The organism is Glycomyces tarimensis (genome assembly GCF_054776215.1).
Genome location: NZ_BAAHCB010000001.1, coordinates 185,627 through 203,799, shown reverse-complemented (window position 1 = coordinate 203,799; position 18,173 = coordinate 185,627). Strand labels below are relative to the sequence as shown.

At 69.0% G+C, this 18,173-nt stretch carries 15 protein-coding genes; 6 read left to right on the top strand and 9 right to left on the bottom strand.

The window, feature by feature from the left end:
- The 4 genes from ACYVK3_RS00935 to ACYVK3_RS00920 all read left to right on the top strand — a co-directional run.
- Positions 1-1,408 (top strand): coiled-coil domain-containing protein (locus tag ACYVK3_RS00935; RefSeq protein WP_460495355.1); only part of this gene is annotated, 1,408 nt, incomplete at its 5' end.
- Between the two features lie 115 nt (positions 1,409-1,523).
- Entirely contained in the window at positions 1,524-2,663 is a 1,140-nt protein-coding gene (ftsY, locus tag ACYVK3_RS00930; RefSeq protein WP_460495598.1) for a signal recognition particle-docking protein FtsY, read from the top strand.
- Positions 2,664-2,693: 30 nt separating this feature from the next.
- The gene (locus tag ACYVK3_RS00925; protein WP_460495354.1) at positions 2,694-3,482 is read left to right on the top strand and encodes an aminoglycoside phosphotransferase family protein; all 789 of its coding nucleotides are present in this window, start codon (positions 2,694-2,696) and stop codon (positions 3,480-3,482) included.
- Between the two features lie 383 nt (positions 3,483-3,865).
- Positions 3,866-4,450: a TlpA family protein disulfide reductase gene (locus ACYVK3_RS00920; protein WP_460495353.1), complete on the top strand. Its 585-nt coding sequence runs from the start codon at positions 3,866-3,868 to the stop codon at positions 4,448-4,450.
- 36 nt (positions 4,451-4,486) lie between these two features.
- Here the strand turns inward: ACYVK3_RS00920 and ACYVK3_RS00915 are convergent, their stop codons facing one another.
- Positions 4,487-5,263 carry a cytochrome c biogenesis CcdA family protein gene (locus ACYVK3_RS00915; RefSeq protein WP_460495352.1) on the bottom strand — a complete coding sequence of 259 codons (777 nt, stop codon included), beginning with the start codon at positions 5,261-5,263 and terminating at the stop codon, positions 4,487-4,489.
- Positions 5,264-5,331: 68 nt separating this feature from the next.
- On the bottom strand, positions 5,332-6,546 hold the full coding sequence (locus ACYVK3_RS00910; protein WP_460495351.1) for a hypothetical protein: 1,215 nt from the start codon (positions 6,544-6,546) through the stop codon (positions 5,332-5,334).
- A 239-nt stretch (positions 6,547-6,785) separates the two neighbouring features.
- Here ACYVK3_RS00910 and ACYVK3_RS00905 point away from each other — a divergent pair, with 239 nt between their 5' ends.
- Entirely contained in the window at positions 6,786-7,001 is a 216-nt protein-coding gene (locus tag ACYVK3_RS00905) for a hypothetical protein (RefSeq protein WP_460495350.1), read from the top strand.
- Positions 7,002-7,056: 55 nt separating this feature from the next.
- Here ACYVK3_RS00905 and ACYVK3_RS00900 read toward each other — a convergent pair whose 3' ends face one another.
- From ACYVK3_RS00900 to ACYVK3_RS00870, 7 genes are all read right to left on the bottom strand, one after another.
- Positions 7,057-8,457 (bottom strand): cellulase family glycosylhydrolase, encoded by a 1,401-nt coding sequence (locus tag ACYVK3_RS00900; RefSeq protein ID WP_460495349.1) that lies wholly within the window; start codon positions 8,455-8,457, stop codon positions 7,057-7,059.
- 78 nt (positions 8,458-8,535) lie between these two features.
- The gene (locus ACYVK3_RS00895) at positions 8,536-9,567 is read right to left on the bottom strand and encodes a LacI family DNA-binding transcriptional regulator (RefSeq protein WP_460495348.1); all 1,032 of its coding nucleotides are present in this window, start codon (positions 9,565-9,567) and stop codon (positions 8,536-8,538) included.
- Between the two features lie 53 nt (positions 9,568-9,620).
- Positions 9,621-10,508 (bottom strand): ABC transporter ATP-binding protein, encoded by an 888-nt coding sequence (locus tag ACYVK3_RS00890; RefSeq protein ID WP_460495347.1) that lies wholly within the window; start codon positions 10,506-10,508, stop codon positions 9,621-9,623.
- A 1-nt stretch (position 10,509) separates the two neighbouring features.
- Positions 10,510-11,463: an ABC transporter ATP-binding protein gene (locus tag ACYVK3_RS00885; RefSeq protein ID WP_460495346.1), complete on the bottom strand. Its 954-nt coding sequence runs from the start codon at positions 11,461-11,463 to the stop codon at positions 10,510-10,512.
- Positions 11,464-11,465: 2 nt separating this feature from the next.
- Positions 11,466-12,347, bottom strand: coding sequence for an ABC transporter permease (locus ACYVK3_RS00880; protein ID WP_460495345.1), 882 nt, complete (start codon positions 12,345-12,347; stop codon positions 11,466-11,468).
- Positions 12,344-13,339, bottom strand: a complete 996-nt coding sequence (locus ACYVK3_RS00875) for an ABC transporter permease (protein WP_460495344.1) — start codon at positions 13,337-13,339, stop codon at positions 12,344-12,346. Before ACYVK3_RS00875 ends, ACYVK3_RS00880 begins: the two co-directional genes overlap by 4 nt.
- A 94-nt stretch (positions 13,340-13,433) precedes the next feature.
- On the bottom strand, positions 13,434-15,047 hold the full coding sequence (locus ACYVK3_RS00870) for an ABC transporter substrate-binding protein (RefSeq protein WP_460495343.1): 1,614 nt from the start codon (positions 15,045-15,047) through the stop codon (positions 13,434-13,436).
- Positions 15,048-15,719: 672 nt separating this feature from the next.
- Here ACYVK3_RS00870 and ACYVK3_RS00865 point away from each other — a divergent pair.
- Complete coding sequence (locus tag ACYVK3_RS00865) at positions 15,720-18,152, top strand: glycoside hydrolase family 2 protein (protein WP_460495342.1); 2,433 nt, start codon at positions 15,720-15,722, stop codon at positions 18,150-18,152.
- The last annotated feature ends 21 nt before the right edge of the window (positions 18,153-18,173 follow it).

Sequence of the window (18,173 nt, the reverse complement as noted above, 5' to 3'; positions counted from 1 at the left end):
CGCCGAGCTCGCCGCCGGCGCGCGCGGCGCCGAAGCCGAGGTCGCCCGCCTCGCCCAGGCCAAGGAGCGCGCCGAGGCCTCCCGCGAGGACGACACCGCCGGGCTCGCCGAGCTCGAAGCGCAGCTCGAAGCCCTCGAGGCCGAACCCGAGATCGAAGAGCCGTCCACCGACGACCGCGACGCGCTCGCCCGCGAACTCGAGGCGGTCCGCCAGAACGAGATGGAGACCCGCCTGGCGGTCCGCACCGCCGAGGAGCGCGCCTCGGCGCTCGCCGGCCGCGCCGATGCCCTGGCCCGCCAGGCGCAGTCCGAGCGCGCCGCCCGCGCCCGCGCCGAGGCCCGACGCGCCTCCCGCGCCCGCGGCGTCGCCGTCGCCGCGCTCGTCGCCGTCGCCGCCGAGTCCGCGGGCGTGCACCTCACCGACTCCCTCGAAGCCGCCGCCATCGAACGCGACGCCGTCGCCTCCGAGCAGACCCGCCGGGAGGCCGCGCTCACCGAGCTGCGCGAACGCGCGGGCACCACCGCCGCCGAGCTCGACCGCATCACCTCGGCCGCCCACCGTGACGAGGTCGCCCGCGCCGAACAGCGCCTGCGCATCGAGCAGCTCGAAGAGAAGGCCGGCGCCGATTTCGGCGTCGACATCGAGACGCTGCTGAACGAGTACGGCCCCGAGCGGCCGGTCCCGCCGACCTCCGAGGAGATCGCCAAAGCCGAGGAGCAGGGCCGGTCCGAGCCCGAGGCGGTCCCGTTCGACCGGGCGACCATGGAGAAGCGCGCCGCCAGAGGCGAGCGCGAGCTCAAGCTCCTGGGCAAGGTCAACCCGCTCGCGCTCGAGGAGTTCGCGGCCCTGGAGGAGCGCTACAAGTTCCTCAACGAGCAGCTCGAGGACGTCAAGAAGACCCGCGCGGACCTCCACCACGTGGTCAAGGAGGTCGACGATCGCATCCAGAACGTCTTCGCCGAGGCCTACGCCGACACCGCTCGCGAGTTCGAGCACGTCTTCCAGACCGTGTTCCCCGGCGGCGAGGGCCGCTTGATCCTGACCGAGCCCGACGACCTGCTCCACACCGGCGTCGAGGTCGAGGCCAGGCCGCCGGGCAAGAAGGTCAAGCGGCTCTCGCTGCTGTCGGGCGGCGAGCGGTCGCTCACGGCGCTGGCGCTGCTGTGCGCGATCTTCCGCGCGCGCCCCAGCCCGTTCTATCTCATGGACGAGGTCGAGGCCGCGCTCGACGACGTCAACCTCGGCCGCCTGCTCAACCTGCTGCGCGATCTCGAGGGCCGCTCGCAGCTGCTGGTCATCACCCACCAGAAGCGCACGATGGAGATCGCCGACGCGCTCTACGGCGTGACGATGCGGTCGGGAGTGACGCAGGTGATCTCCCAGCGGTTCTCGAGAGAAGACGCCTGAGCACGGCCTCGGTGCGGCTCGCGAACCGGGATCGCCCACCGCGGTGAAGCTTGCGAGCCCGAGATTCTGACGGCCGTTACAGTGGTGAGGCACTGAAGACTTCCCGGAGGGTGAAATCGTGGACAACCTGTGGATCTGGCTCGTGGCGGCCGTCGTCTTGGTGGTGGCCGTGGTGGGCGGAGTGCTGCTCGCGCGCAGGTCCCGGTCGAAGACGATCGAGGCTGAGCCGGAGGCCGAACCGCGCCTCGGGGCGGAGCCGGCGGCGAAGCCCGAAGCGGTACCCGAAGCCCAGCCCGCCGCACCCGCCGTCGAGACGCCCGAGCCCACGGCCGGGCGCCTGGTGCGCCTGCGTTCGCGCCTGTCGCGCTCGAACAACGCCCTCGGCAAGGGCCTGCTGTCGCTGCTCGCGAGCGACAAACTCGACGACGACACCTGGGAGGAGATCGAGGACACGCTCCTCGGCGCCGATGTCGGCGTCACCGACACCACCCAGATCGTCGACCGGTTGCGCGATCGCGTCAAGGTCCTCGGCACCCGCAGTCCCACCGAGCTGCGCGCGCTCCTGACCGAGGAGCTGACCGCCGCGCTCGAACCGGACCTGGACCGCTCCTTGGCCACGGCCCCGCCCTCGGGCGAGGGCCCGGCGACGGTCATGGTCGTCGGCGTCAACGGCTCGGGCAAGACCACCACCTGCGGCAAGATCGCGCGGGTCCTCATCGCCGACGGCCACTCGGTGATCCTCGGCGCCGCCGACACCTTCCGTGCCGCCGCCGCCGAGCAACTGGAGACCTGGGGCGGCCGCGTCGGCGCCAAGGTCGTCCGCCGCGGGGAGGGCGCCGATCCCGCCTCGGTCGCGTTCGACGCCGTCAAGGCCGGCGCCGACGAGGGCGCGGACGTCGTCCTGGTCGACACCGCCGGGCGCCTCCAGAACAAGACCGGCCTGATGGACGAGCTCGGGAAGGTCAAGCGCGTCATCGAGAAGCAGGGCCCGGTCGCCGAGACGCTGCTGGTCCTGGACGCGACCACCGGCCAGAACGGGCTCCAGCAGGCCAAGGTGTTCGGCGAGGTCTGCCAGATCACCGGCGTCGTGCTCACCAAGCTCGACGGGACCGCCAAGGGCGGGATCGTCATCGCGGTTCAGCGTCAGTTGGGGGTACCGGTTAAGCTGGTCGGACTCGGCGAGGGTCCGGATGACCTGGCCCCGTTCGAGGTAGGAGAGTTCGTCGGCGCCATCGTCGATGGCACGGACGGCTGATTCAGCACACGGCGGGCACGGCAGGGACCGGTGAGCCAAGACGAGATTCCGCTTATTGGCGGTAACACAAGCACAGTGGTCCGATTGGGGGACACGGTCCGGCGCAACACCGGCCCGTGGACGCCCGCGGTCCACGCCCTGCTCCGGCACCTGGAGCAGGCCGGTTTCACCGGTGCGCCCAGGCCGCTGGGGATCGACGAGCACGACCGCGAGGTCCTGTCGTTCGTCGAGGGCGAGCCGGGGAAGTACCCGCTCGCGCCGCACTGGACCACGGACGAGACGCTCTCGGCGGTGGCGAAGATGCTGCGGATGTTCCATGACGCCCAGTACGGCTTCCGGCCCGCGCCGGGGGCGACGTGGCGCTCGTTCGGGCCCCCGCCACCGGACACCGAGGTCATCTGCCACCACGACGCCGCGCCGCACAACGTGGTCTGGCGCCCCGACGGGACGCTGTCGCTCATCGACTTCGACCTGGCGAGCCCGGGCGCGCGGATCTACGACGTGGCGTACGCGGCCTGGACGTGGGTGCCGATCTTCACCGACCGGGACTCGATGACGTTGGGCTGGAAGAAGCCCGACCGCGCCAGGCGCCTGCGGATGTTCGCCGACGCCTATGGACTGACCGACCGGGACCGCGCGCGGTTCATCAAGGTGATCCGCAAGCGCATCGTCGACCACATCGAGGGGATCCGCCGCATGGCGCAGGCGGGCGATCCGACCTTCGAGCGCATCGTGCAGAAGGGCCACCTGCGCCGTCCCGCAAGGGATCTGCGCCTGCTCGACGCCGAACGCTACGTCTTGGACGAGGCGCTTCGCTAGTCTCCGCGCGTTCATCGTGCAACAGCGGCGAGGGCCCGCCGACGAGCCGGGAGCCGACGTGGCCCTCGCCGCTGACCTTGCACCTTCCGCGGCACCCTGCGGCGCCGCAAAAGAACTGGAGCGCTCCCAAGGAAAAGCGCAAAGAGGGAGTCGCCGGAGTCGTCGGTGTTGGTTCTCGAAGGGTTTTGAGGGATTTGAATACGAAAGTACCGTGTGAGCGTTTGCCTGTCAATACATCGGCTCGCATCAATGTGTAATGCGCAGTGCGCTCCCGGGCGCCCGACCGCGAATTCATCGTTTTGTAAGGGCGCGAACCGACGCACCCGGAGGATTCGGCTCATACTTGCGGCATCGCTCGACCCACCCTCGAAAGGATCATCGCCTTGCAACGCACCGCCAACGGCGTCGCCGCGGTCGGCATCGCCGCCGTGCTCGCCCTGACCGCCTGCGGCTCCCAGGAGGAGCCCGCGGACGAACCGAGCACCGAAGCCGCCTCGGAGAGCGCTACCCCCGAGGAGACCGCCACGCAGTCCGCCGAAGCGGACACGCCGGTCCCCGAGCTCCTGGACTTCACCGCCGCCACGCTCGACGGCGGCCAGTTCGAGGGCGCCTCGACGCTCGGCGACCCGACCGTCCTCTGGTTCTGGGAGCACGACTGCCCGATCTGCCAGAGCCAGGGACCGGCCGTCGCAGGCCTGTTCGACGAGCACGGCGACCAGATCGACGTCGTCGGCGTCTCCGGAGCGGGCCTGTACGCCCCCAGCAGCGCCGACGACCGCGCCGGCTTCGTCGAGCAGACCGGCACCGACGGCATCGTCCACATCGAGGACGAGGACTACGGCATCCGAGGCGCCTTCGGCGTGGTCAGCCAGAGCACCTTCGTCGTCATCGATGCCGAAGGCGAGGTGGTCGAAAGCGGCTCGCTGAGTGAAGAGGATCTCAACGAGGCCGTCGACGCCCTCCTGTGACGCGCGAGGCGGGCCCGGGCCGAGCCGTGGCCCGCCTCAATTGCCGAACAGCGACTTCACGAACTCCTCGAGGGACCGCTGCACGCCCAGCGCCGCCTCGACCACCGGGTCGGACGGATCGCCGCCGTTGAGGACCCGCAGGTCCCACCAGCCGTAGTAGGCCACGTAGAGCCCGGCGACCAGCAGCAGGACGCCGACGACCCGCATCACCTTCGGGAACTGGCGCTTGAGCCACACGATGAGCCCCTCCCTGGCGAGAGCGATCGCCAGGGACACCGCCCCGATGACGATCGTCATGCCGAGCGCGTAGGCAAGGAACATGGCCGTGCCGCCGAGCACCGAGGTCGAGCGGAAGGTCTGCGCCACCAGCGCCAGGAACGGCGCGATCGTGCACGACAGCGAGGCGAGCGCGAAGAACAGCCCGAACACCGTCATGGAGCCGAGGGAGCGCTTGACCTCCCGGCCGCCGAGCTTGGGCATGAACGTCGGCAGCTCGCGGCCCAGCAGCAGCCATACGCCCGCGGCGGCCACGGCGAGGCCGACGACGATCGTCACCCACGGCAGGAAGGCCGTGATGCCGACCGCGGCGGTGGACACGAGCAGGCCGAACAGTCCGAAGACGGTCACGAAGCCGATGGTCATCGCGAGGGTGAACAGGCCGGCCCGGCCGAGGGCCCGCCACCGGGAGACGTCTTCGTCGGCCTCGCCGGTGATGAGGAAGCCGGCGTAGACCGGGAGCAGCGCGAATCCGCACGGGTTGACCGCGGCCACGGCCCCGGCGAGGAGCGCGAACGTGAGGGGGAGTTCTTGCATGCTCCGAGTCTGCCCGCCGGAGGCGATCGGAAAGGATCGCAGGGGCGCTCGGCGGCCTTACGGTCTGCTTAACTCGCGGTCCAGCGCAGTTCGCGTGCGGCGAGGACGCCATAGGGCGTGCGCGCGGCGATGTCGGCGCGGTGCTCGCCGGGGGACATGTCGAGCTTCCACGCGCCTTCGGGGTTCTGGCACCCGTCCATCGCCCCGCCGGTCGCGTACGGGTGGGCGGCGTCGACCTTGACGGCGGGAGCACCGTCGATCGAGGTGACGCCGACGGCGATGTCGGACAGGCGCGGGTAGGCGTCGGCGGCGTCGTGCAGCAGCCGCGCGGTCTCGACGACGTGCTCGCCTTGGAAGGTCGGCACGAAGCCCTCGGGCTCCCAGGAGGCCCCGGTCACCGAGGCGTGCCGGAAGTAGGCGAACCACAGCTCGACGTCGGTCACGCCGCCCCGGGGGCCGACGCCGACGGCTCTGGCGGGCCGCTCGCGGGCCTGGAGCTCGGGCAGGCTCAGCGGCCGGGCCTCCTCGTCCACCCAGTAGGACCCGTGCTGGCCGTCGAGCAGGACCCAGGCGTCGAGCTCGTCGATCCAGGCCTCGGCTACGGCGTGGCCCTTGCCGACGCCGTCGTGGTACTCGCCGCGGCGCAGATCGGCCTTCCTGGCGGGGATGCGCAGCGCGTTCAAACTCTGCGCCAGGACGATCGAGTACTCCACGCAGCTGTACCGCGCGCCGTTGGCGACCTGTTCGAGGATGTCGAGCGAGTCGCCGGCGTTGATGCGGGCGTTGGCGTGCCGCCAGAGACCGTTGGTCCACGCCAGGAGGCCGAGCGCGGTGCTCCAGGAGCCCGTGCCGGGCTCGGGCAGTCGCCGGCGCAGCTGCGGTTCGCGGTGGGCCGCGATCGTCTCCAGCCGCAGCGGCGCGGTCAGCCGCGGCTCGGGCCAGGCGGTGATGCGGACCGGCGGTCCGGGGACGTTCGCGCGGGCGCGCTCGAGGAGCGCCGACCAGTCCGCGTCGCGGCCGAAGGCCGCCGACAGTTCGGGCTCGAACAGGTCGAGCTGGTGGAAGCCGGCGTCGACGGCCTCGTCGAGGCGGGCGCGGGCCTCCCGCAGGCCGACCTTGTGCGCGGCGATGGCCAGACTCGGTGCCCACAGGTCCCGCCAGAACTCGGCGTCGCCGCGCAGGGTCTGCTCGAGGTCGAGGAGCGTCCACCAGCGCCCCCCGCGCATGGCGTCCTGGGCGATCGTCCGGACGCGCGCGATCTTGGCCGGGTGGGGCTTGCTCATGGATATGAGGGTAGTCACCGAGTCGGCGGTGGTGAACCCGGTTGTGCCCGCTTCCGGGGACCGCTAGAGTGTTGAGCATGATCCTTTAGATGAGATTCGGCCGGTTCCGCTTCGGCCGCGTCGTACGCGCCTTCCAGGCATTCCCGTACGACGGCAGAGTGCTCCGTTCTTCCTCGACGTTGAGCCTCGTTCCATCTAGCGCTCGCGTCATCCAAGCTCGACCCGCGAAGGGGATCCACATGACTTCCGAATCACCCAAGGCCGCCGAACCGTCCGAGGACGCCGAACAGACCGAGCCGTCCGAGCCGCTCAATCGCGAGCAGCGTCGCGCCTTGGCCCGCGGCAAGAAGGGCGCCACGGGCAAGAAGGCCATCGGCTCCAAGAAGTCCAACGTCCGTTCGCAGCTGCCCAACGGCGGCGTGGGGAAGTTCCAGCTCCCCACCAAGAACGGCTGACCGAACACGCGCGACAGGGCGGCGGGGAAACCCGCCGCCCTGTTCTCGTGCGGTCTTAACCGGCGGTGCACGTCACCTCGGGGGCCGCGGCGCCGTTCGTGCCGATGAAGCCGAAGACCTCGCGGCTCTCCCCAGCGGCGATCGAGCCGTTCCAGCCGACGTCGCCGGCGGTCACCGAGTTGCCCGACTGGGTCAGATCGGCGTTCCAGTGGCTCTGGACGGTCTGGCCGCCCGGCCAGGTCCAGTTGAGGGTCCAACCGTCGATCGCGCCCTGGTCGGCCGTGACGGTCACGCTGCCCTGCCAGCCGGATCCCCAGTCGTTGCCGACCTCGATGCTCGCGGAGCAGTCGCCCTCGCCGGGCTCGTCGGTGGTGGGGTCGTCGCTCGGGCTCGTGGTCGGGTCGGTCGGCTCCTCGCCGCCGTCGAACACCGAGGCGCGCTCGGCGGTGTTGCCGATGCCGTACTGCGAGTTGAAGGTGCGCTCGCCCCAGGTGGTCATCTGGTTCGGGTCGAAATCGAGCACCTGGTCGAGCTCGCCGTCGGAGTTGCCCGAGTAGGACCATGCGATCCATCCGATGCCGCGCGCGTGGGCCTGGGCCTGGATGGTCGCCCAGGCGACCGGCTCGCCCTGGAAGTTGTCGCCGTACTCGCCGACGATGAGCGGCAGGCCCATCGCCTCGAAGGCGTCGAAGTAGTCGACGACGGCCTGCGGCTCGGTGTAGACGGCGTACATGTGGATCGAGAACAGCGTGTTGGCGTCCTCGTCCGCTGCGAAGACCTGCTGGGCGTTGTCGCGCATCACGTGCTCCCAGTCCTGTCCCCAGTTGGGGGCGTCGATGACCAGGGTGTGCTCGAAGCCGATGTCGCGCATCCGCTGGATGGCGGCGATGGTGTCGGCGGTCCAGCCGGTGGCGTTCTGGTTGCCCCAGGGCTCGTTGCCGATGTTGATGAGGACGTACTCCTCCTCGCCCGCCAGGGTGCTGTACATCCCCTCCCAGAAGTCGACCGCCTGGTCGAGGCTCGCGGCGCCGCTCTGCTCGCCGTAGCCGGTGGTGTCGTGGACCTCGAGGACGCAGATGACCTGCTGCGCCTTGCATTCGGTGACGATCTGCGCGAGCCGGTCGGGGGTGGTGACGCCCCAGTCGCGCTCGCCGGATCCGAGGACTACGCGGATGGTGTTGGCGCCCAGGTCGCTGATCTCGCCGAGGCTCTCGAACTCGCCTTGGAACCAGACGTCGGGGTGGGTGGAGCCGCGCATGATGAAGGGGTTGCCGTTGGCGTCGATGAGCTGCGTTCCCTCGATGGAGAAGCCGCCGTCCTGCTGCGCCTCGGCCGGTGTGAGCTGCCAGATGGCGGCGACCGCCACGAGGAGTGCCGCCACCGCCGCCAGTAGCCATGTACGCAGGGAACGCAGTCCCTGCCGTGCCGGGATGGCCCCAGCGTTGGGGAGAGTCATATCGATCCTTCTCTTCGTAGGTGAATCGGTTAATCCCAACCTACAAATAGACAATCATAAATATGACGAGAGTTCAACCTATTCTGCGGCCGGACCGGTGGAGCTCCTGGGCGAGAGCACGGCGGGCTTGCACTGAACCGAGAAAGTCCGCTCCTCGACGGGCAGCTCGTTGCCGATGAGCGCCAGCAGCATCTCGGCGGACTTGGAGCCGAAGTCGGTGATGTCGCGCGCCAGCGAGGTGAGCGTCGGATGGGTCAGCCGGCACAGCGCCGAGTCGTTCCAGGCGACGAGCGAGACCTGCTCGGGCACCGCCAGCCCGAGCTCGTGCGTGACGCCGAGCCCGGCGACGGCCATGATGTCGTTGTCGTAGACGATCGCCGTCGGGCGCGGTGCCGAGGTGAGCAGGCGCCGCGTGATCCGGGCGCTCTGCTCGCCGGTGTAGTCGCTCGGGAAGCTGGTGAACTCCATCCCGAGTTTCTCGGCGGCGCCGGTGAACGCGGCGTCCCGGATGGTGGTGTGCAGCAGATGCGGCAGCCCGGCCACGCGCGCCACTCGCCGATGCCCGAGCGCGAACAGGTACTCCAGGACCTCCCGGCACGGCTCGTTGTCGTCGTGCCAGACCTCGGGCAGCTTCCGGTCCGCGATCGGCCCGCCGACGGCCACCGCCGGCAGGCCGAGACCGGAGACGACCTCGAGGCGTTCGTCCTCCACATTGATGTCGCACAGCAGCACGCCGTCAACGCGCCGCTCGGCCCACCAGCGGCGGTAGACCTCGAGTTCTTCGTCGAGCGTGGTGACGATCTGGAGCGTCAGACCGAACGAGCCGGCCGACAGGGTCGACTCCATGCCGCTGATGAGCTGCATGAAGAACGGCTCGGCGCCCAGCACCCGGGCCGGCCGCCGCAGCGCGATCCCGACCGTCTGCGGCGAGGAGACCGACAGCGACCTGGCCGCCCGGTTGGGCACGAAGCCCATCTCGGCGGCGATGGCCAGAATCCGCTGCCGCGTCGCCGCCGAGACTCCCGGCCTGCCGTTGAGCGCGTACGACACCGCGCCCTTGGACACGCCGGCGGCCTGGGCGATGTCGGCGATGGTCGGGCGTCTGGTCATGCTGTCATTGTCTCCTTTATGGCGGTGCGGGGCCCGCGGCGGCCCGGCCGGACTCAGGGATGAGCCGCGACCCAGTGGTGCTCGTCGACCTCCGTCAGCGGCGGCGGGTCCGTCTCGCGGCTGCCGTCGGGCTCGAGATCCTCCGGCGTCGTCGGATCGTCGGACCACTTGCGGTGCAGCTGCGGCACGGAGGCCAGCAGGTTCCGCGAGTAGGGGTGCTGCGGGTCGCCGAACACCTTGCCGGTCGCGCCCATCTCCACCACCGCGCCGTGCCGCATGATGATGACACGCTCACTGATGTAGTTCGCCAATGAGAGGTCGTGCGTCACGAACAGCACGCCGAGGCCGCGCTCCTTCAGCTCGCCGAGGAGATTGAGCACGTCGATCCGGGTCGACGCGTCGAGCATACTGATGATCTCGTCGGCCACGAGCACCTCGATGTCCAGCAGCAGCGCGCGGGCGATGAGCATGCGCTGGAGCTGGCCGCCGCTGAGCTGGTGCGGGTACTTGCCGAGCACTGAGCCCGGATCGAGCCGCACGCCCTGGAGCGAGTCCTCGACCTTCTCGGTCCACTCGGCGCGCCGGATGCGCGGGAAGTAGGCCTCGCGGACGGTCTCGAAGACCCGGTCGGCCTTGAAGATCGGGTTGTAGCTGCTGAACGGGTCCTGGAACACGCCCTGGACGCGCCGGTAGTACGCCTTGCGGTCCCTGTGGTGGTGCGCGGTGACGTCCTCGCCGCCGAGCAGGATCGATCCGCGGGTCACCGACGTCAGTTGGAGGACCATCTTCCCGATCGTGGTCTTGCCCGAGCCGGACTCGCCGACGACCGACAGGACCTCGCCGGGGGCGATGTCGAAGCTGACGTCGCGCACGGCGATCAGCCGTTTCGAGCCGAGCGCGCCGATCCGGTAGGACTTCCACACGTTCTTGAGTTCGAGCATCTCAGTTCGCCGCCTTCCAGCAGGAGACCTCGTGGCCCTCGTCGACGACCACCGTCGGCGGCTCCTCGGAGCACCGCTCGAACGCGAGGGGGCACCGGTCGCGGAATCGGCAGCCGGTGGGCGGGTTGAGCAGGTGCGGCGGTTTGCCGGGGATGCTCTTGAGCCGCTCGCTGCCGTATTCGAGCCCGACTTCGGGCAGCGCTCCGATGAGCGCCTGGGTGTACGGGTGCTGGGGCGCGTTGATGATCGTCTCGGCCGAGGCCTTCTCGACGACCCGGCCCGCGTACATGATCATGATCGTGTCGGCGATCTGGTACACCAGCGACAGGTCGTGGGTGACGACGATCATGCTCTTGACGAAGCCCATGTCGCGGAACTTCACGAGCGTCTCGGCGACGGCCTTCTGGTTGGTGACGTCGAGCGCCGAGGTGACCTCGTCGGCGATGAGCAGGCTCGGGTCCAGCAGCGTCGACAGCACCATGACCACGCGCTGCTTCATGCCGCCGGACAGCTCGATCGGGTAGTTGTCGAGCACCTTCTCCGTCAGGCCGACCAGTTCGAGGCGCCGCACGAGCTCGTCCTTGAAGGCGCGGTACGACTTGCCTCTCGCGCGCAGCAGCTCGGCGGTCATCTTGCCGATCTTGCGGCTCGGGTTCATCGCGCTCATCGAGTACTGCGGGATGATCGAGACCTCGTTCCAGCGGCGCGGGTTCATCTTGCCGTCGTCGCCGATCGGCAGCTCCTCGCCGTCGAGGACGGCGCTGCCGCCGACGTGCCGCATGCGCCCGTCGAGCCGGATGAGGCTCTTGCCCAGCGTGGTCTTGCCGCAGCCGGACTCGCCGGCGAGGCCCATGATCTCGCCGTCTTCGAGGGAGAACGAGACCCCGTCGAGGGCGCGCACGTCGCCTTTGGTGGTGCGGTAGTGGACCCGCAGGTCCTCCACTTCCAGTGCCATGGCTACATCTCCCTCAGCTTGGGGTTGAAGACTTCGTCGAGACCGACGTTCGTGATGTACAGCGCGCCGACGATCGCGGTGATCGCCAGACCCGGAGGAATGAACCACCACCACAGTCCGAGATGGAGCGCGCTCCAGTCCATCGACTGCTGCATCATGGTGCCGAGCGAGACGGCGTTGGACGGCCCCAGGCCGATGAAGTCGAGCATCGCGGCGAACAGGATCGCGCCGCCGAACAGCAGGATCATCGACATCAGCAGGTAGGAGGCCATGTTCGGCATGATCTCGCGGACGATGATCTGCGGGGCCCGTTTGCCGGTGAGCCGCGCCAGGTCCACGTAGTCGCGGTTGCGGAGCGTGAACGTCTGCGCCCGCACGGCCCTGGCCACCCACGGCCAGGAGAACAGGCCGATGATGACCGCCTGCGAGATCACGCCGCGGACCTCGAGATAGGAGCTGATGACGATGAGCACGGCGAGCGCGGGCAGCACCAGCACGACGTTGGTGACCATGTTGAGGAACTCGTCGATCAGGCCGCCGCGGTAGCCGGCGGTGAAGCCGATGGTCAGTCCGATCACGAAGGCGATGCCGCCGCCGAGCGCGCCGACGAGGTAGGACGAGCGCAGGCCGTGGACGAACTGGGCGAAGACGTCCTGTCCGAAGTAGGTGGTGCCGAACCAGAACTCGCCGCTCGGCGCCTCCGACTTCGGGCCGACGTACTCGTTCGGGCTCGAGGAGAGGAAGAACGGTCCGAGGACGCCCAGCAGCAGCAGGAGCAGAACGATCGACATGCCGATGACGACCTTGCGGTTGCGCAACGCGAAGTACAGGTGCTCGTTGCGCTTGCCGAGCGGATCGGGCTGGAGCACGACTTCGGCGCTCATGACTGGCCTCCTTCGAGTCCGAGGCGGGTGCGGGGGTCGACCAGGACGTACACGACGTCGGCCAGGAAGTTGAACAGGAGCACTCCGATCACGATGAACAGGAGGATGCCCTGGAGCAGGAAGAAGTCCTGGTTGTTGATCGCCTCCAGCAGCAGGCTCCCGAGACCGGGGTAGGCGAAGACGACCTCGGTGACGAGTGCGCCGCCGACCACCACGCCCAACTGGAGCGCCAAGCCGGTGATCTGCGGCAGCATCGCGTTGCGGAACGCGTAGCGCCGTATCAGGCGGCCCGGCGCGCCGAGGGCCTGGAGGTAGTTCGAGTAGTCGGACTCGAGCTCGTAGATCACGAGGTTCCGCATGCCGATCGCCCAGCCGCCGAGGGCGACGACGAACAGCGACAAGAACGGCAGGAACCAGTGGTGGAGCAGGTCCACGAAGAACGCCCAGCTGAGGTTCGGCGTCATCGCGAAGCTGTAGCCGCCGGCGACGGGGAACCAGCCGAGGATGGCGCCCGCGACCCACGCCAGCAGGATCGCCAGCCACATGTAGGGCACGGCGGTGAAGATGTAGCCGATCGGCAGGACGCCGTTGTCGAGCCACTTGTTGCGGGCGGCCATGGCGCCCAGGCCGTTGCCGACGATCCAGCTGAGCAGGATCGAGGGCAGCAGCAGCGCGAGGGTGTACGGCAGCGCCTCGGCGACCACCGAGGACACCGGAGCGGGGAACGCGTAGACGCTGATGCCCAAGTCGCCCTGGAACAGCGCGGCCCAGTAGTTCAGGTACTGCTTCCACAGCGGCACGTCGAGGCCGAAGATGTTGTTGAAGTAGTCGCGCATGGCCTCGGAGGTCTCCACGTTGGCCACGGAGTTGCGGGTGAGCATGCGCGCCACCGGATCACCGGGCATGAGGCGCGGCACGGCGAAGTTGATCGAGACCGCGATGAAGAAGGTGATCCCGTAGATCAGCAGCTTGCGTCTGAAGTAACGGCCCATAGGGACTCCTAAAAGGTGGGTTCGGGGCCGGGCCGCCCGGCGGGGAGCGGCGAGCCGCATGGCGGCTCGGCGCGGGCGGCCCGGCCCCTGCCGACTAACCGACCGGTTCGAGTTCGGTCAGCATGTGGATCGAGCCGACGTTGAAGAGGCTGTTCCACATGGTCGGGAACACGTTGGGCGTGTCCTCGGCCTCCGAGGGCCAGTTGGTCCAGACACTGTTGTTGGCCTGCGACCAGGCGCCGTTGTACCAGACGGGGATCACCGGCATGTCCTGCAGCGAGATGCGCTGGAGCTCGGTGAGGATCTCCTGGTATCGCGGGTCCTCGGCGGGAGTGGCGGCGAGCTCCTCGGTGAGGGCCCAGGCCTGCTCGTTCTCCCAGCGGGAGAAGTTCGCGGTGGTCTGGTTGTCGTTGACCGGCAGCTGGAACATGTAGCGGTAGTGCGTCCACGGGCTGTGGCTGATGGCGCTCCAGTTGTTCATGATGATCTCGAAGTCACCGGTGGTCCGGGCGTCGTCGACGGCTCCGGCGTCGATGAACTCCTCGGTGACCTTGATCCCGGCGGCCTGCAGGTCGGTCGCCATCGAGCGGGCGGCCTCCTCCCAGTCGGTCCAGCCGGTGGGCACGTTGAGCGTCAAATCGATCGGCTCGCCGTCGGTGGTCTCGACGAAGCCGTCGCCGTCGGAGTCCTCGTAACCGGCCGACTCGAGGATCGAGGCGGCCTCCGAGGCGCTGTAGGAGAAGCCGTGCTCGTCGACGACGCCCTGGTCGATGTACTGGTCCCAGACCGGCAGGAGCCCGGTCGGGTTCGCGGCGGCGACGAGGCCGGAGTAGACCGAGTCGACGATCTTGTCCGAGTCGATCGCGGTGGCCATGGCCCGGCGGAATTCGGGGTCGTCCATCGGCTCGACCGTCGTGTTGGGGACGAGCACCGCGGTGTTCGCCGAGAGCATGTACGGCTCTTCCGAGTAGTACGTGCTCAGATCCGGGTTGGACGCGATGAGGTCCTGGATGCCCGGCAGGAAGTTGTTCGACAGGTCCATCTCGCCCTGCGCCATGAGGTTCAGCGTGACCTCGTTGGACGTGTTCACGATGTCGACGATGTAGGTCGGCTGGACCTCGAGGTCGAGGTGCTCGGTGGCCCACCAGTCATCGCGCTTGACCCAGGCTATGCGGTCCTGGTCGTAGCTGTGGACCGTGTAGGGCCCGGAGACGACCGGGTCCTCGTTGGAGCCGGTGAGGAGCTCGTCCTCGGACAACTCGGACAAGACGTGCTCGGGCACGATCTGCTCCTGCCACAGGAAGTTGTTCCACTCCTGGTGGCGCGCCTCGCTGAAGGTGAACCTCGCGGTGAGGTCGTCGACGGCCTCGACCGATTCGAGCCAGCCCCAGATGTTGGCGTACGGAACGCCTTCGATCTGGCCGAGCTCGACGGTGTACTTGACGTCCTCGGCGGTCATCTGCTCGCCGTCGGACCAGGTGATGCCGTCGCGGAGCTTGAGCTCGTAGACGAGCTCCTCGGTCCACTCGCCGGATTCGGCGAGCCAGGGGGTGAGCTCGGTGGTCTCGTGGTCGAACAGGTACAGGGTCTCGTAGCCGAGACCGTTGAGGCCGGTGACCTCGCCGGGGGTGATGGTGTTCCAGTCGGCGGGCGGCCCCCAGGCCGTGCCGGTGGTGTAGAGCGTCTCGTTGCGGGGGAACTCGTTCATCGAGAGATCTTCCGGATCCTCGCCGCCGCCGCCACCGTCCGTACACGCGGTGGCCACTAGCGCGGGGAGCGCTACCAACGCGATGAGTATTCGCCGTTTCGTCATGTTCTGCTCAACTTTCACATCGAGGGATGGCCATTGCCGGCCCGGACGGCCCGCGGTGTCGCTGGAGGGGGCCCGTCGTGACACGCGGCATCTTAACCGGGTCAGTGAGCATACTGAATCATGGGCGAATATCGATGTCAAGTGGCGGCTGTGACGGCGAGTGCTTGTGATCGTGCACAGTCAAGTGGAATTCCTGCAGGTCGGGATCCCTCAAGAACCCCACTGCCACCAGGAGATTCACTACGGTCTGAGTGAACCGTATCGAGGACGATCGTTGCAATTCGATTACGGACTTGTCTGGACATTGACGTACGACAATGCGGCATATAGGTTCGGGCCACTTACCCGGTTAAGCGAAGCGTTTTGGACCGACCGCACCCCCGCGAACGGAGCGAACCACGCCGTGAACCCCGGCAGCGAGCGATGCGGCTCGGCGCCGTCCCCCGGTCGACCGGGAGCCGCGACGGCCGCGTCTATGCTGCCGACGGTGGCCTTCCGCTTCCCGTTCCACGAACACCGCATCCTGGGCACCGCCCGCCCGGAGACCAAGGCATACAAGGAGTCGCATTGACCGCCAAGCGAACGCTGCACGAGGGCTGGACCGTCACCTCCGGGGAGGGCAGCCACATCGATGTGGACGGCCTGGAGGCCGCCGTGCCCGGATGCGTCCACACCGACCTCATGACCGCCGGCCTCATCGGCGACCCGTTCCTCGACGACGCCGAACGCGAGCTGTCGTGGATCGGGCGCACCGACTGGACCTACCGGACCGTCTTCGACTACCGGAGCGAGCCGTGGGACGGGGTCGACCTGGTCTTCGACGGGCTCGACACGGTCGCGCGGGTGCGCCTCAACGGTGAGACGGTCGCCGAGACCGCGAACATGCACCGGCGCTACCGCTTCGGCGTCCGCGGTCTGCTGCGCGAGGGCGAGAACGAGCTCGAAGTGTCCTTCACCTCGCCGTACACCTACGGTGAGGCTCAGCGCGAACGCCTCGGCGACCGGCCGAACTCCTACGCCCCCGAGCCGGGCAACTTCATCCGCAAGGCCGCCTGCAACTTCGGCTGGGACTGGGGCCCGAACCTGGCCGGCGCCGGGATCTGGCGGCCGGTGCGCCTGGAGCAGTGGAGCATCGCCCGCCTCGACGAGGTCGTGCCGCGCGTGACCGTCCGGGACGGGCGCGGCATCGTCGATCTGTCGGTCCGCCTCCAGCGGGCCGTCGCCACCGACGTCGAGCTCGTCTGCGAGGTCGCCGGGCGGCAGGCCGTGGTGCGCCTGGCCTCGGGGACCGACACCGCGGACGTCCGCCTCGAAGTGGACGACCCCGAGCTGTGGTGGCCGCTGGGCCACGGCGAGCAGCCGCTCTACCCGGTCGCCGTCTCGCTGCGCGGCCTGGGCGTCGAGCTCGACTCATGGAGCCGTCGGATCGGCTTTCGCACCGTCGAACTCGACACCGAGCCCGACGAGACCGGCCGGCCCTACACGCTCAAGGTCAACGGCGAGCCGATCTGGGTCAAGGGCGTCAACTGGATCCCCGACGACGTCTTCTTCACCCGCGTCGACGCCGCCCGCTACGAGCGGCGGCTCCGCCAGGCCGTCGAGGCCAACGTCAACTTCGTGCGGATCTGGGGCGGCGGCATCTACGAGTCCGACGACTTCTACGACGTCTGCGACCGGCTCGGTCTCATGGTCGGTCAGGACTTCCTGTTCGCCTGCGCCGCCTACCCCGAGGAGGAGCCGTTCTGGTCCGAGGTGGAGGCCGAGGCGCGGGACAACCTGGCGCGGCTGGCCCCGCACCCGAGCCTGGTGACCTGGACGGGCAACAACGAGAACATCTGGGGCTGGCACGACTGGGACTGGCAGCGGCCGCTGGGGGACCGGACCTGGGGCGAGGGCTACTACCTCGACCTGCTCCCCAAGCTCGTCACCGAAGTGGACGGCACGAGGCCGTACTGGCCCGGCAGCCCTTGGTCGGGCGACCCGCAGCTGCACCCCAACGACGAGCAACACGCCTCGGTCCACGTCTGGGACGTGTGGAACCAGCTCGACTACCAGCACTACCGCGACTGGAAGCCCCGCTTCGTCGCCGAGTTCGGCTACCAGGCGCCGCCGACGTGGGCGACGGTGCGGCGCATGGTCACCGACGAGCCGCTCGAGCCGGCGTCGGCCAACATGCTGTGGCACCAGAAGGCCGACGACGGGCAGGCGAAACTCCAGCGCGGCCTCGACGCCCACCTGCCCCCGGCGGAGGACTTCGACGACTGGCACTACTTCACGCAGGTCAACCAGGCCCGCGCGCTGCGACTCGGCATCGAGTACTTCCGCTCGCTCCACCCGCACTGCATGGGCGCGATCATGTGGCAGCTCAACGACTGCTGGCCGGTCACCTCATGGGCGGCCGTCGACGGCGAGGAACGCCGCAAGCCGCTCTGGTACAGCCTGCGGGACGCCTTCGCCGACCGCATCGCGACGTTCCAGCCCTCGGGCGAGGCCGGGCTCAAGCTGGTGGCCGTCAACGACTCGCCCGAGCCGTGGGGCGAGGTCATCGGCTTCTGGAAGTGCAACGCCCAAGGCAAGATCATCGGCCGGGCCATGCTCACCCTCGCCATCAAGGCGCGCCAGAGCGCGAGCGTGGAGCTGACCGAGGACGTGCTGCCCTCCGACGGCGAATTCCTGGTGACCGGCACCGAAGGGCTGCCGCGCGCGACCTGGTTCACCAGAGAGGACAAGGACATGGACTGGCCGAAGGCCCGCTACACCGCCGAGACCGAAACGGTCGACGGGGGAGTGGCGGTCACGGTCACCGCCGAGACGGTCCTGCGGGACCTGTGCCTGTTCGCCGACCGGCTCGACCCCGACGCGGTGGTCGACAAGGCGATGGTGACGCTGATCCCCGGCGAGCGGACCACGTTCACCGTCGCCAGCGAGAAGCTCGTGAACGCTCCCGAACTGGCGCGGGCCTTGACGGCCAAGCCGGTGCTGCGGGCGATCAACGATTAGACGGTGCGGAGGAGGCCGGTC